Origin of the sequence: Acidovorax sp. NO-1, assembly GCF_000238595.1 — a bacterium.
Classification (GTDB): domain Bacteria; phylum Pseudomonadota; class Gammaproteobacteria; order Burkholderiales; family Burkholderiaceae_C; genus Acidovorax.
On the sequence record NZ_AGTS01000146.1, the window covers coordinates 1 to 12,986 of the forward strand.

Annotated in this window: 10 protein-coding genes and 3 pseudogenes; 7 read left to right on the forward strand and 6 right to left on the reverse strand. The window is 57.4% G+C overall.

Going from position 1 to position 12,986, the window contains the following annotated elements; all coding sequences use genetic code 11:
- Window positions 1-618 precede the first annotated feature (618 nt).
- Together KYG_RS21120 and mobI are read right to left on the reverse strand one after the other, a co-directional pair.
- Window positions 619-1,158, reverse strand: a complete 540-nt coding sequence (locus tag KYG_RS21120; protein ID WP_008906969.1) for a hypothetical protein — start codon at window positions 1,156-1,158, stop codon at window positions 619-621.
- Between the two features lie 979 nt (window positions 1,159-2,137).
- Window positions 2,138-2,647, reverse strand: coding sequence for a conjugative transfer protein MobI(A/C) (mobI, locus tag KYG_RS21125; protein WP_008906970.1), 510 nt, complete (start codon window positions 2,645-2,647; stop codon window positions 2,138-2,140).
- A 654-nt stretch (window positions 2,648-3,301) separates the two neighbouring features.
- Between mobI and KYG_RS21130 the strand changes: the two genes are divergently transcribed.
- Window positions 3,302-4,294, forward strand: a complete 993-nt coding sequence (locus KYG_RS21130) for a ParM/StbA family protein (RefSeq protein ID WP_034695733.1) — start codon at window positions 3,302-3,304, stop codon at window positions 4,292-4,294.
- A gap of 702 nt (window positions 4,295-4,996) precedes the next feature.
- Window positions 4,997-5,383, forward strand: coding sequence for a hypothetical protein (locus KYG_RS21135; RefSeq protein WP_139019438.1), 387 nt, complete (start codon window positions 4,997-4,999; stop codon window positions 5,381-5,383).
- 29 nt (window positions 5,384-5,412) lie between these two features.
- Here the strand turns inward: KYG_RS21135 and KYG_RS21140 are convergent, their stop codons facing one another.
- From KYG_RS21140 to KYG_RS21155, 4 genes are all read right to left on the reverse strand, one after another.
- Window positions 5,413-6,525, reverse strand: coding sequence for a site-specific integrase (locus KYG_RS21140; RefSeq protein WP_008906973.1), 1,113 nt, complete (start codon window positions 6,523-6,525; stop codon window positions 5,413-5,415).
- 92 nt (window positions 6,526-6,617) lie between these two features.
- Window positions 6,618-7,352 carry a DUF2786 domain-containing protein gene (locus tag KYG_RS23400; protein ID WP_008906974.1) on the reverse strand — a complete coding sequence of 245 codons (735 nt, stop codon included), beginning with the start codon at window positions 7,350-7,352 and terminating at the stop codon, window positions 6,618-6,620.
- Between the two features lie 30 nt (window positions 7,353-7,382).
- The gene (locus KYG_RS21150; protein WP_008906975.1) at window positions 7,383-7,922 is read right to left on the reverse strand and encodes a chlororespiratory reduction 6 domain-containing protein; all 540 of its coding nucleotides are present in this window, start codon (window positions 7,920-7,922) and stop codon (window positions 7,383-7,385) included.
- A 2-nt stretch (window positions 7,923-7,924) separates the two neighbouring features.
- Window positions 7,925-8,116: a hypothetical protein gene (locus KYG_RS21155; RefSeq protein WP_008906976.1), complete on the reverse strand. Its 192-nt coding sequence runs from the start codon at window positions 8,114-8,116 to the stop codon at window positions 7,925-7,927.
- A gap of 1,069 nt (window positions 8,117-9,185) precedes the next feature.
- Here KYG_RS21155 and KYG_RS21160 point away from each other — a divergent pair.
- From KYG_RS21160 to KYG_RS24120, 5 genes and pseudogenes are all read left to right on the forward strand, one after another.
- Window positions 9,186-10,157, forward strand: coding sequence for a DNA-binding protein (locus tag KYG_RS21160; RefSeq protein ID WP_008906977.1), 972 nt, complete (start codon window positions 9,186-9,188; stop codon window positions 10,155-10,157).
- A gap of 89 nt (window positions 10,158-10,246) precedes the next feature.
- A pseudogene (locus tag KYG_RS21165) lies at window positions 10,247-11,193 on the forward strand (IS5 family transposase).
- A 40-nt stretch (window positions 11,194-11,233) separates the two neighbouring features.
- Window positions 11,234-11,941: pseudogene (locus tag KYG_RS21170) on the forward strand (IS21 family transposase); the annotation flags it as partial.
- Window positions 11,931-12,722, forward strand: a complete 792-nt coding sequence (gene istB, locus KYG_RS21175; RefSeq protein ID WP_008906981.1) for an IS21-like element helper ATPase IstB — start codon at window positions 11,931-11,933, stop codon at window positions 12,720-12,722. The pseudogene KYG_RS21170 and the gene istB, both read left to right, overlap by 11 nt.
- Before the next feature lie 75 nt (window positions 12,723-12,797).
- A pseudogene (locus KYG_RS24120) lies at window positions 12,798-12,986 on the forward strand (Tn3 family transposase); the annotation flags it as partial.

Sequence of the window (12,986 nt, forward strand, 5' to 3'; positions counted from 1 at the left end):
AGGATGATCCATCGGTATGACGCTGCATCGTCTGGGTCGGGAATGATCTGCAGGCAATAGGGCATGTTGAACTCCTGGTGGTGCGCCTGTGCACCGGGCGAACTCATTGCCAACGAGAACGTGGCTGCTCAGGCCAGTTGGACGCAGGTTTCTTCATTCGTCGGTCGCAAGACGCTGGGGTAGCGATTGAAAGTCTCAGCAATGTAGGGCGTGGGCGTCAAATCCTCAACGTCGAGTAGCAGAGCCTGCATGGAAGACGGTGAGCGGTGGCGCGCGGGCGGTAATGTGACGCTAAAAGTTGCATTACATGATCTGGGCAAAGCGTAAGTCGGCCTGTTTTGGCGTCGGGGTTCTATCTTGAGTGCTTCGCACTACAGAAACGATGCGTTTTCGCCCTGAAGAATCGGTGTTTGCGGGAGGGGAGGGCGCTGGCCAGGTGAGGGGTGGTGGTTGCCTGTGGGTGCCGCCTGACGATGTGGGGCATCGACGGGGTGCTGGCCATTGGTTTACAGGATGGCTGCTCAGATTGGGTTACTGAGCTACCTCGAATCGAGCGGTGTTCGGGGGCGAGTTTGAGAGGCAGGGGCGGGATTGAGTTGATCCCGCCGCCCGCGCCTTTCAGTTGTCCTCGATCCGCAGTTGGGGCAGGTTTTCCGTGTCGAATTCGATGATCGTTGCCAATGCGGAGGCGAGCGCCTTCCCGTCCAGAACGCCTCGGGTACCAGCGGTTGTAGGCGGCAGGAGCAGCGAGCGCAGGTGTACGTCGTTTTCCGTGCAGTACCGCAGGATGATGAAGTGCCCACCAGGTTGCAGGAGGTCGTACTCAAAAACGGTCTCCGTGGTGCCCGCATGCAGGGTTGCCAGCTGGAACAGCCCGGGGGGGCCATCTTCATCCAGCTTGCCTTTGACCAACTGTTTTTGGGTTTCCAGATTGCCGGTGGTGGGGATTTGGCTGCGCTTTTCCACCAGGTCGCCGATGAGGTTCGCCAAGTGGGCAGAGATCGTGCGATGCACTTCCTCGCCTTGCTCGCGAATGCTGGTTGCCGCCGACAGAAATCCTTCGATCTCGATGCGGGCCATCCAGGTGTAGGAAGTGCCAACGTCGTGCACATAGACGTAGAGGGGGTCGCCCTCTACTTCGCGGATGTTGTTTTCCATGATCCTCCACCCGCGAGCACGAGCCGTCACCTCTTCAATGAAGCTTTGGGCTGCGCCGCTGTATTTGGTTGTATTTGTTCGGGGCATGTTTCGTTGTCTCGCCGTCTTTCGAGACGCGACAGATGCAACTTCATAGTAGTTGCGTTTAAACGAATTGTCACATTCTTTTTGGGGGCATTGCTTGAGTGCAATGGTGGAAATTGTACGTATGGGTTCCCCGAATGCACCTTTCAAACAGACACGCATTGATTGCATTTCAAAAGTCGTACTGTTAGACCAACAGAGCCCGAGATGCGCGTGGAAGGGGTCGTTCACGCTCTTTCGCATATCGGGCGAGTGGGTGGTGGAGGGTTCCAGAAGAGCCATCTTCTTCCCATGCCTCCGTAATTTATTTAATTGTTTAGAGGGCGTCAGTGTTTATGGCTTTACACGACCAGTTTTAATGAAACAGGGACATATCCATCTTCCAGACTATTCCTGTCCGTGAATGTTGCTCTAAACATTGCCAGCACCGACCATGTTTTGAACATGCTCTTCTTAGTGCGCGCCTTTTCCCTTGGCCAAACGATTTAATTTGCCGGGTCGAAGATCGTTGGATGGGCGATCCCTTCTCCAGCTCGTTAATTTCCTATGTCGGCGTCTCGGTGTGGGTTTAAGGTTTGATCGGACCTTCCGGCCCATAGAGCGCAGGTGGCTTAAATTCACACACAGCCAGGGTGGCGGATTATCGGAAGCCTTGCGGGCGATGGATTCGAAAATTCAAGCGCAAGTCCGCTCAACTCTTACACTCCCTCTCGGCAAACAATATCAGGGTAGATGTGCGATCAGATTTTGAGCTATTCCTATTCAGGAATGATTGCGCGGGGAATAACTTCAAAAGCTTCATGGCCCGACGGTTGATTGCCAGCCATATTGCCTACCTCGTAGAGCGTGGTTCATGACGCCGGGAGCAACGTGCAATCGCGCTCCCCGGAGGCCCTTATTCGTCGCCGGGTTCCGTATAGAGGTCGTCGTACTTTCTTGCAGCCATCGAGGCGTACCGGAGCGAGGTCATGGCCTTCACCACAAAGGAGGCTTGCTTGCGCAACAGAGCCATTTCGAGTTCCGTCTTTTCAACAATCGGCCATTCCCATTCTTTGGCATTCTCTTTCAAGTGCGCCATTGAAAATGTGTCTTCTTTTGCCGACTTGCGAATACTCGCTTTTACCTCTCGTCGAGCTGCGCCTTTGCCAAACCACTTGATGGTGTACCACTTGACCTGGACGTGATTGCCCTTGCGATGTGTTCCCAGTCTAAGGATTCCCTTGTCCTTCCACTCGGTCACCGACTTCTCTTGAGCCTCAACTTGTGCGTAGTGACTCTCGGTGGCCCTCACGATCTTGGCATGCAAGGTGTTCAGGCTCCCTTCCAGGGCTTCCATGGCTTCCTTGAAGATCTCGTGGGGGCCGTTCTTTGGGGTATCCATCCCCTCATCCATAGCTTCATCCATGTCGTGCTTTCCATAGCTGCGCGGTCGTTTTACAGGTATCCGCTCGACTAGCTGAACGGATAGAGGATTCAGTAGGGTGCTGGCTTTCTATCCGTTCAGACGGTCAAACGGATGAAATTGTAGCTGAGATGTTCTATTTGACGCCATGCACGTGCCTTTCAGTCTATCCGTTCAGCTATCAAAACGGATGCTATTGCAACTGCAGACTGAGGGATCAACGTCCCATGCGCATGGCTTCTATCCGTTCAGCTATCAAAACGGATGCTATTGCAACTGCAGACTGAGGGATCAACGTCCCATGCGCATGGCTTCTATCCGTTCAGGTGGTTGAACGGATGCTTTTGCACCCGAAAAAAGGGATTTCTGATTTTCCAGCACTCCGGCCCTCATGTCAGCAAAACTGGCGCAATAGCTCCTGGCCAGACGGTCAATTTGTCGCTGGTGGCCGTTGCTTCACCAGGCTGCAGCGTTCGCGGCATGTTGCGCAAATGTCACTACCGGTGCACTGCCGGTAATGAAACTGCGGTTAAACAGGACATATTTTGTTCCATTAACGACTCATCCAGTTCACTAGCGAATCACTAGCGGGTCTTTGGGTTGACTTTTACTTTGGCGGGCCACCACAATGAGGTTCCTTTTTTGATGGTGGCAATAATGAACGTTCTTGGAATTGACATTGGATATTCGAATTTGAAGCTCGCCTACGGTGCTGCTGATGGCGAAGTTGAAACCGCATTGCGTCCCGCTGGTGCCGCCCCAGCAGATCGGTTTGGTTCGCGATTTGATGGCCGCGCCCAGGATGATTTTTTGCACGTTCTGGTAGATGGTGAGCCATTTATTGCAGGGGTTTCCTCTGATCGAGCTGAAATGTGGGAGCGATCCCTGCACGCAGATTATTCGAAAACCCCCTCTTATAAGGCATTGATGCATGCTGGCATGTTGATGTCAGGCATGAGTGAAATTGATGTGCTCGTGACTGGGTTGCCTGTTTCTCAATTCAACGACCCTGCCAAAAGAGCAGAATTGGAAACCAAGTTTGTCGGCACACACCAGATCACCCCTAAGCGGTCAGTGAATGTGAAGCGTGTGAAAGTTCTGGCGCAACCTGTGGGTGGTCTGCTGGACTATATTGACCAGCAAGACGAATCTGAAACCGGTTTTTTGGTTGACGATGATGCGCGAGTATTGGTGGTTGACCCTGGTTTTTTCTCCCTCGATTGGGTTCTGGTCAGTAATGGGCAGCTGCAGCGACAGTCGAGTGGTACGAGTCTGAAAGCTTCATCGGTCTTGCTTGAACAGGCGGCACGGTTGATCGCAGAAGATTTTGGAGGGACTCCAACCATCGAGATTCTTGAGAATGCTGTTCGCAATAAGAAAGCATCGATTTTGATTATGGGCCAGCGCGTGAATGTCGAGCCGTATATCAAGAAGGCCAGTGAGACGATGGCCTCAGTGACGGCTGATGCAATTCAGAAATCACTGCGGGTAGAAAGCGTGTCGCCTGATGTGGTTGTAATGGTCGGTGGCGGCGCCACGTTTTTCGAGAAGGCTGTCCGGGAAGCCTTCAGTAAGCTGAAGGTCGTGATGCCCAAAGAGCCTGTTTTCTCGCCCGCTCGCGGTTTTTGGCTCATGGGTGCCTACGACTGATGGGATGCGGTTCCTTTGAGGGGACTGCTTTCCTCCTGGGGGCAGTCCTGAATCTCCATTTTTCTGGGGCATCTTCGTGATCGACGATATCCGTGTAGTTGTTGTCTTGACGGACGCGAATCCTGAGTTGCTTCAGGAGTTTGCGGGGGTCAGCCCGCGTGCGCGAGCGGAGCGGCTGCGAGCCCTTGCAACGCTGGGTTTGAGTGTCAGCCGTGGTGGGCTGCAGTCGCCTCTGAACGTGCCGCAGATCAGCCTCCCGGCTCATCAACCCCAGCCACAGGCTGAGCGACCAGCCTCACCAATGAGGAGGCCGAGGACGCCTCCCTCAGTCAATGCCGAAGAAAAACAAGCGCCAGTGCCGGAGCAACCAGCGCCATCTGCGATCCCAGCTGCTCCCCGACAACCCGGAGCGAAGGGGAGGAATTCGACCTTGGCCCGGTTTGTGAAATCTCTGAGCTGACACGGTAGGGCCACGGGTGGCGCTTGTTTGCCTCGCCTACCGTTCGTGATGTCGGTTCGCTGACCTTGCTGCCGTTCCATTTCCCAAAATCAGCATCGCCCTGCTACCTCGTGATGCAACCAGTTTTGCTTCGTTTTTGGGCTCGTTCTGGAGCATGGACTGAACATACTCAGTCCATGCTTACATTCAGAAATACAGACGACGCATTGGCCGCTGGATTCGTTCGTGCTGAGTCCAAGAGGGTGTACGTCATCTACAAGGAATGCAACATCATCGGGGCCGACCTCAGTGGCGCTATCCCGCTGGGACTATCGTTTGGGTTGCGTGTTGAGATCCCGGAAGAGTTCACCCGCAACTACCTGGGCGTGATTTCTGACAAGTCGTTTGGGAAGTCGGTGCCCATAAAGCTGGCAGAGGTGCGTCGCAGCGAGATGTGGGGGGCCTCCTTTGCCGCGAACAACAACTACATCGTGCAGATGTTTTCACCACAAGACATCCGGGACGCTCTTGTGCTGGCCAGAGAGTGGACCGATCGCTGGTTCGCCTACAACCCTGAAGCGCGGGAGCGGGCCATCCTTCGACGCGCTGAAGCGCCCGGGTTGGCGCATGTGCAATCCATGCGCGCTTGATTTGCCTGGACACAGCTCAGGCTCCCCATCTAGACTTTCCCCAGATCGGCTCTCCACGCTCTTCGCTCTTGGTGGTCGTACCGTGCCGTCACATTGAGGCTGGAGTGTCGGGCTTGCGCCATAACGTACCGTGGATTGACCCCAGCTTCCATAGCGTGTGTGATGCCAGTGTGTCGCATCCAGTGGGGGGTCGCCACGCTCAGTCTCGTCGCGGCTGCGGTGTCGCCTCTTTCTTTTGCAAGCTCAGCCGCCCGCTCGTAAATCACCCCGCAAATGAGGTAGATCGCTTGGGCTGTGACGCCCTTTTCCTTCCCCGTGATCGCCATGATTGCTGGCCTTTGTTCGCCGGGTGAGGGTAGGGCAGGCAGACCGAGAGTCTGACGGTACAAGCGCAGCTCCGACATGAGCTTGTCCGTCGCAATGATCCTGGTCTTTTTGCCGCCCTTGCCTACCAAGCGAATGCTCCATCCTTCGGGTGAGGCTTCAAATGAGCCCATCGTCAAGCTGGCGGCTTCCTCCCTACGCAGGAATGCCCGGTAGAGGAGCTGAAAAATCCAGCGAGCCCGGTGATAGTGCCTCTGATCTCTTTCCGTCTCTCGGGGCAGGGTGTCGATGGCTTCCTGTACGGCCTCCCACTCCGAAGGGGTTAGGGCCTGGCCGACCTCATCATCGTCTTTGGGCCCTGAATTGCCGTCATGGGCCAGCTTGACTGGATTGAACTTGCAGTAGGGCTCATCCCCGCCCGCGCGCAGCTCCCGCATGGCCGCAAACATCTGGTGAAGCACCGTGATGCAGTGGGACACGCTCGCCTCAGCAAGAGACTTGCGGAACGGCTGGTGTTTCCATCCATGGGCTGAAAGGAAGTCGTCGGAGAACGGTCGCGGGTTCTCCAAGAAGACCAGATAGTTGTTGATGTCCTCCACGCCGACCAAGGGCAGCATCGCTGGCGCTGGTGGCTTGGAAGCCTTGAGCCAGAGCAGGAATCGGTGGCACTCTTTTTCGTACGACCGAATGGTGTGGTGTGACTTGCGGGCGAGGCTGTCCAGGAACACCTTGATGGCGTATTCGTCGTTATCTACCTCGCCAGTGATGGGCCTGGTAAGAACGGATGTTGGTTGCTGGATCGGGATAATTTCGGTCATGCGAATCTCTGGGTTGCTACCGACAGGAGGCCTTGACGCGTGCCGCTGGGATGATCCTGGCCGTGGCGTCGCCATGGCCAGACAGCCCTTGTTCACGGGAGCATGAGCTGATGTGAGGCGCCATGGACTGGCCGGTGAATGGACTCACCTTCGGCTGCGAGCATCCCCGATCTCCGCGCAATGCTCCTGATGCGTTCGTCCTCGGTTTTGGGCTTGCGCGTCAGCTCATCATCGCTTTTCGAGGTGGCGCGCTCTGCGATGAACTGGGCGATGGCATTCTCAATCGGCGCCGGTTGTGCAAAGTCCTGGACGACGCGGGCGATATTCGCGACCCAGCCCATGGCGAACTCATCGCCCAGGCCCGTGGATGTGCGCTTCCCGCCTGGTACGCGGGAAAGGCCCGTCAGCTTGTCTTTGATCCAGTCTGCGCGGGCCTTCTTGCACTTTCGCGAGAGCACATCGAAGGTGTAGGAGGCAATCTGTGCTTGCGCCTTGATTCCGACGAAGATGAAGGAGCCATCGTTGAGCGGCGCCTTAGATCCCGGACGGATGGGGGCACGCAGCATCATCAGCTGGCAGCCAAACGCTCGGCCCACTGTCGAGGCCAGGGCGCCTTCCCAATGCGCCGGTTTGCTCCGGGCCATGGTTCGGCTCTTGGCAGAGGCCTCTCCAATATCGGCCATCGTGATCTGCTCAGTTGATACACCGTGCGCTGCCATCAAAGCGTGCGCTTGACGAAGGGCTGTCGCGGCCTCATTGGGATTGTCAGAGGTAGACAAGGCCAGGCACTTTTTGATCTTGCTGAGAATTTTCGGGTCGATGTTCATGCGCTGTAGTGGTGGTGTTGAACGCGGCGGTCAGCCATCTGTGGAGCAAAAGATGTCGGTCACAGCGGTGTTCGCTGATTCATTCGCTTGACCCTCAGTGATGCCGAAGGTGTGGAACATCTGGTTTCCACGCGTGAAGAGGTCCATCAAACGGTGTTGCACCTGGATCCGGTTAGGGAATTCGATGCCCACGGCCCCCGCTTTTCTGTGAATGCGCACATCACATAGAAGGGACATCAGCAGGGCGATGCACCCCATTTCTCTCGCCAAAAACCAGAGCCAGTGCGGCCATTCATGGGTCAGCTTTTCGAAGAAGGCGCGCACCTCTTGTATTTCAGGGAGCTCTCGCGGATCGCGGTCGTAGCCACACACCTGGAACACGAGGGACTCGCGGTAAAGAAGAGCGTTTTCTCTGGTGTCCGAGATGATCAGGAGCTTCTCCAGCGTGCGGGCGATGTTCCCGCTCTCGATATCTTCCCGCTCGATGGCGAGCATCAGCACAGCGGGGTCTGTGTTCTGCTCCAAACCATGGGAATCCGTCAGGATGATCGTTGGTAGTGGGCTGTGCATGGCTACTCCTGCTCGGGTTTGCGGGTTGAGTTCAGTCCGGTGGTTGCGAAGAATTCGTGAAAATCTTTGACAGGAAACCAGTCTTCCCCAGCGGGCATGCGCACGAGGATCTGCAAGTCCTTCTGTTGGCCACGAAGCGCTGCAATGAAGCCCTCATGGCCTTCCTCGGCGATGCCTGCGTACTTGGAGGCCATCACCCCATCTCCCACCTCGAATTCAGGGCGAGGCGGCGCAGTTGGGCGTGGAGGCCGCGATGGTTTGGGCTTGGCCACCGCTTTGCGCCTGGCCTTCAGCGCTGTTTTGATCTCTGGCGAACATTGCGGCATCCCGGCGACTGCACAGGACCACAGTCGAGCCCGATTTGTGTCCGCGAACACTGAATACAGCCGCTGTCGAGACACTCCGAGGAATTCGGCCGCGTCACGCACAGACCATCCTTTGTTGCGGAGGATCTGCGCGAGCGGCTCGCCGTGGGGATCAGACGGGTGCGTTGTCATGTTTCATCAGCTCCACGGGCAAGTGTTTGGCGTCAAACCTCCCGCGCCCACCAAGAAGACGCATGCGCGGCCGGATCGGTCATGGGAGCTCATGGAACCCATTACGACATCTGGGCTGAAATTTTCCCTTCCAACATGGTCAGGAAGCTTGGCAATGCGCATGGTCTGTACTTTTTGTCTTGTATGTGGACACGTATTGGCACCCCCCCGAGTTACGGGTCTGGTCGTTTTCTGTCAAGCAGTTGGACACACTTCGTCGGGTGTTGGGTGCGTGATGGGCTAACCCGTTGATTTTCCAAGTCAGCCTCGGACACCTTTCGTTTGCTAAACAGAAGCTGTAACTATCTAGGCGGCCTGTTTACCGTCCATACGCCATAAATGTTTTGATAAGAGAGGTTATCATAAAAATCAATGAAAAAACGTAACATACAAAACGTAATTCGTACCCGTAACGTTTAGCGTATCGCGTACAATTTCACTCTCGAAGGGGGACTTCCATGGGAAATCAGCATTGGTGCCCACCACCCTTGACGTTTTCCCTTCAGAGGATGCCAAGCCCTTCACGACTGGATCGACGGCGCTCTAACACTGCGCGTACACAGGCGGGTGGCTGGCGGGATTTTGTCGGCGAGCTGGTGGCGTGGTCAAAAACCGAACGGGCGAAATCGCGACGTGGCCACAGCGCATCTCATCGGCTGTGCCCGCCTGGGCCCACCATCTAAGCTGTTGCGCTCTGCGCATTCACACCACACCTTGATTGACGCGTATGAACACAACCACTGCCGAGCACGAAATCCGAGCCTCCTTGTCGAGCAGGCTTGCTGCCGCTGCATCTCGCAAGGAAAAGACCCGTGTAGCCGCCACGATTCTTTTCTTCGAGCACGGGATCTATCCGTCGGCCAAAACCGTTCACTCATACACCCAGCAGGGCTCTATGACGGACATCAACGCCGACTTGCGCGAGTTCTGGGCGGATATTCGAGAAAAAGCACGAGTTGAGATCAATGCGCCCTTCCTTCCCAGTGAACTGAACGAGCGGTTCAGTGACGACCTGGCCAAGCTATGGGGGATAGCAACGCAGAGGGCGACAGAGCAGTTGGAGGCCGAACGCCTGGAATGCAGGGCGGCGGTGAGTCAGGCCGAACAGGAGGCGCTCAGAGCCACCGACCTTGTTGAATCATTGCGTGCCGATCTTGCGGTTCGCGAATCTACTCTCGCCCAGGAACGTGATCTCCGGTCTGCGGCCGAAAGCAAGGGCGCCGCTCTTCAGGCGCAGGTGGATGCTTTGAAGGAGGCTCTGGAGAATGCAGAGCACCAGATCAGGGCATCCGAGAAATCGCGGCAGGAAGCGATTGCGCAGTTTTCTCGTGATCTTGATACAGAGCGCGAGGCCCGCAAACGAGACGCCGAACATCTCCACGGTGAAATCAACTTTGCCAAGATGCAAATTGAAGAGACGCGTGAAGCTGCCCGTCTCGCAGAGAATGAGGCGCGTCAACGTTATAAATACGACGTTTCCAAAATGGCAGTGGAAAGTGCTCGACTGCAACAGCGCCTCACAAAAGCTGAAGATGAAATCTACGCTCTGAAAGGCGAGGTTATAAAGAAACAGGCCGAATTGACTGTTGCCGAGAATCAGTTGAAGGTGGCGGTTTCATATGAGGCCGAGCGAAAGAAAGAACGCCCTTCCCTTCCAAGAATTCGCCCCGCAATGTCGATGCGCAGAAAGAAGCTTTAGCAGGCTGCTGAAATACTCCCCAGCGTCCGAACCTGTTCAGCGGGGCTTTGTTGCACAAAGCCAGTCCGCTGAGCTGGTAACCTCGAGACATGAGTGAACCGAAGGGGTCCAAGGCCCGCTACAAGACCACCAACTGGGCAGAGTACAACGCCGCGCTCAAAGCCCGAGGGTCGCTGACAATCTGGCTGGACAAAGGCATGCAGTGGTACGCCCCATCCAGCGGCAAACGCGGGCGCCAGCACATCTTCTCCAACGCAGCCATCCAGTTCTGTCTGGGCATCAAGTGCCTGTTCGGTCTGGCCCTGCGTCAAAGCCTGGGCATGGTTGAAAGCCTGCTGCGTCTGGCAGGCCTGGACTGGCGGGTGCCCGACTACAGCACCGTGTGCCGACGCCAGAAGACTTTGCAGGTACAACTGCCCTACCGAGCCAGTACCACCGCACTGGACTGCTGGTGGACAGCACCGGCATTCAGTTCCTTGGCGAAGGCGAATGGAAACGCAAGAAGCACGGGGCCGAGTACCGGCGCCAGTGGCGCAAGGTGCACCTGGGTGTTGATGCCCACACGTTGGAGATCCGGGCCATCGAGGTGACCGACAACAGCGTGGGCGATGCGCCCATGCTGCTCGAGTTGCTGGAGCAGATACCACCCGATGAGCCGATTGCCAGCGTCAGTGGGGACGGTGCCTACGACACCAAGGCGTGCCATGCGGCGATTGCCCAGCGAAATGCGCAGGCGGTGATCCCCCCGCGCAAGAACGCCCAGACGTGGAAGGCGACCCTGGTGGGAGCGCATGCGCGCAACGAAGCGCTGCGAGCCTGTGACAGATTGGGGCGCAGCATCTGGAAAAAGTGGAGCGACTATCACCGCAGAAGTCTGGTGGAGACCAAGATGCACTGCTTCAAACGCCTGGGCCAACGGGTGATGGCGCGCACGTTTGAGCGGCAGGTGGTGGAGTTGCATGTGCGTGTGGCTCTGCTCAACCGTTTCACGCAACTCGGGCGCCCGAGCACGGTGCCCGTGGGTGCCATGGCATAGTTGCGTCTGGGGCTGGGGGCATTGCGTCTATCTTCCGACTTGTGCAACAAAGCCGTGCGAGATTGACCACGGCAAGCTGCCGGGCACGGTCGCCGACGTCTGGATGCAGGAGCGGGCACTGCTGATGCCGCTGCCGCGCCCCTTCGATGGTTTCGTGGAACACACCAAGCGCGTCTCGCCCACGTGCCTGGTGACCTTCGAGCGCGTTCGCTACAGCGTGCCGGCCTCGTACGCCAACCGACCAGTGAGTCTGCGCGTCTACGCCGAGCGGATTGTGGTGGCCGCCGAAGGCCAGCTACTGTGCGAACACACGCGCGTCATCGACCGCCGCCACGACAGCGCAGGCCACACCGTCTACGACTGGCGCCATTACCTCGCGGTGCTGCAACGCAAGCCGGGTGCGCTGCGCAACGGCGCGCCCTTCGTCGAACTGCCAGCAGCCTTCCGGCAGCTGCAGGCCGCTCTGCTCAAGCAGCCTGGTGGCGACCGGGAGATGGTCGAGGTGTTAGCTCTGGTGCTGCACCACGACGAACAGGCGGTGCTGACCGCCGTCGAGCTGGCCCTAGAGGCCGGCGTGCCCACCAAGATGCACGTGCTCAATGTGTTGCACCGGCTGCTCGACAGCAAGGCGCCACCTCCACCGGTGACCGCACCGCAGGCGCTGCGCCTGGTTCGCGAGCCGCTGGCCAACGTGAACCGCTATGACGACCTGCGTGCGTCGGAGAGGAAGGTGCGCCATGCGTCATGACCCCGCCATTGCAGCCATCGTCATCATGCTGCGCGAACTCAAGATGTTCGGCATGGCCCAAGCCGTTTCCGAATTGGCCGAGCAAGGCGCCCCGGCCTTCGAGGCCGCGCAGCCGATGCTCTCCCAGCTGCTCAAGGCTGAGACGGCCGAGCGCGAAGTGCGGGCCGTGGCCTACCAGCTCAAGCAGGCCAGGCTACCGGCGTACCGGGACCTGGCAGGCTTTGACTTCAGCAACAGCGAGGTCAACGAAGCCTTGGTGCGTCAGCTGCACCGCTGTGAGTTCATGGACAGGGCTGAGAACGTGGTGCTGGTCGGCGGCCCGGGCACCGGCAAGACGCACTTGGCCAGCGCCATCGGGGTACAGGCCGTCGAACACCATCGGCGCCGGGTGCGTTTCTTCTCCACGGTCGAGCTGGTCAACATGCTTGAGCAAGAGAAGGTCTACAACAAAACCGGACAGATGGCCCACCGCTTGGCCCACATGGACATGGTGGTGCTCGACGAGCTGGGCTATCTGCCCTTCAGTGCAACGGGTGGTGCCTTGCTGTTTCACCTGCTCAGCAAGCTCTACGAGCGAACCAGTGTGGTCATCACGACCAACCTGAGCTTCAGCGAATGGGCCAGTGTGTTCGGCGATGCCAAGATGACCACCGCGCTGCTGGACCGCCTCACGCACCACTGTCATATCCTTGAGACCGGCAACGACAGCTACCGGTTCAAGAACAGCTCTGCTCAACCCATCAAGAAGGAGTCCAAACCCAAGAAGTTATCCACACCGTGAGCCCCGCGGGGCTCTATCCAGGGTGGGTCAATATTGGATGGAAACGGTGGGTCAGAATTCGGTGGAAATCAACAGGCGGCCGTCGTGTTGTGGAACACGGTCTATCTGGAGCGCGCAGCACATGCGTTGCGTGGCAACGGGCATGCTGTCGATGACGCGCTATTGCAATACCTGTCGCCGCTCGGCTGGGAACACATCAACCTGACCGGCGATTACCTCTGGCGCAGCAGCGCCAAGATCGGCGCGGGCAAGTTCAGGCCGCTA

Bases quoted from the DNA above. Each gene is read 5' to 3' on its own strand.
- KYG_RS21130 (WP_034695733.1), top strand. From the start codon at position 3,302: ATGAACGTTCTTGGAATTGACATTGGATATTCGAATTTGAAGCTCGCC.
- KYG_RS21120 (WP_008906969.1), bottom strand. From the start codon at position 1,158: ATGGAAAACAACATCCGCGAAGTAGAGGGCGACCCCCTCTACGTCTAT.
- KYG_RS23400 (WP_008906974.1), bottom strand. From the start codon at position 7,352: ATGAACATCGACCCGAAAATTCTCAGCAAGATCAAAAAGTGCCTGGCC.
- istB (WP_008906981.1), top strand. From the start codon at position 11,931: ATGCGTCATGACCCCGCCATTGCAGCCATCGTCATCATGCTGCGCGAA.
- KYG_RS21160 (WP_008906977.1), top strand. From the start codon at position 9,186: ATGAACACAACCACTGCCGAGCACGAAATCCGAGCCTCCTTGTCGAGC.
- mobI (WP_008906970.1), bottom strand. From the start codon at position 2,647: ATGGATGAAGCTATGGATGAGGGGATGGATACCCCAAAGAACGGCCCC.
- KYG_RS21140 (WP_008906973.1), bottom strand. From the start codon at position 6,525: ATGACCGAAATTATCCCGATCCAGCAACCAACATCCGTTCTTACCAGG.
- KYG_RS21155 (WP_008906976.1), bottom strand. From the start codon at position 8,116: ATGGCCTCCAAGTACGCAGGCATCGCCGAGGAAGGCCATGAGGGCTTC.
- KYG_RS21150 (WP_008906975.1), bottom strand. From the start codon at position 7,922: ATGCACAGCCCACTACCAACGATCATCCTGACGGATTCCCATGGTTTG.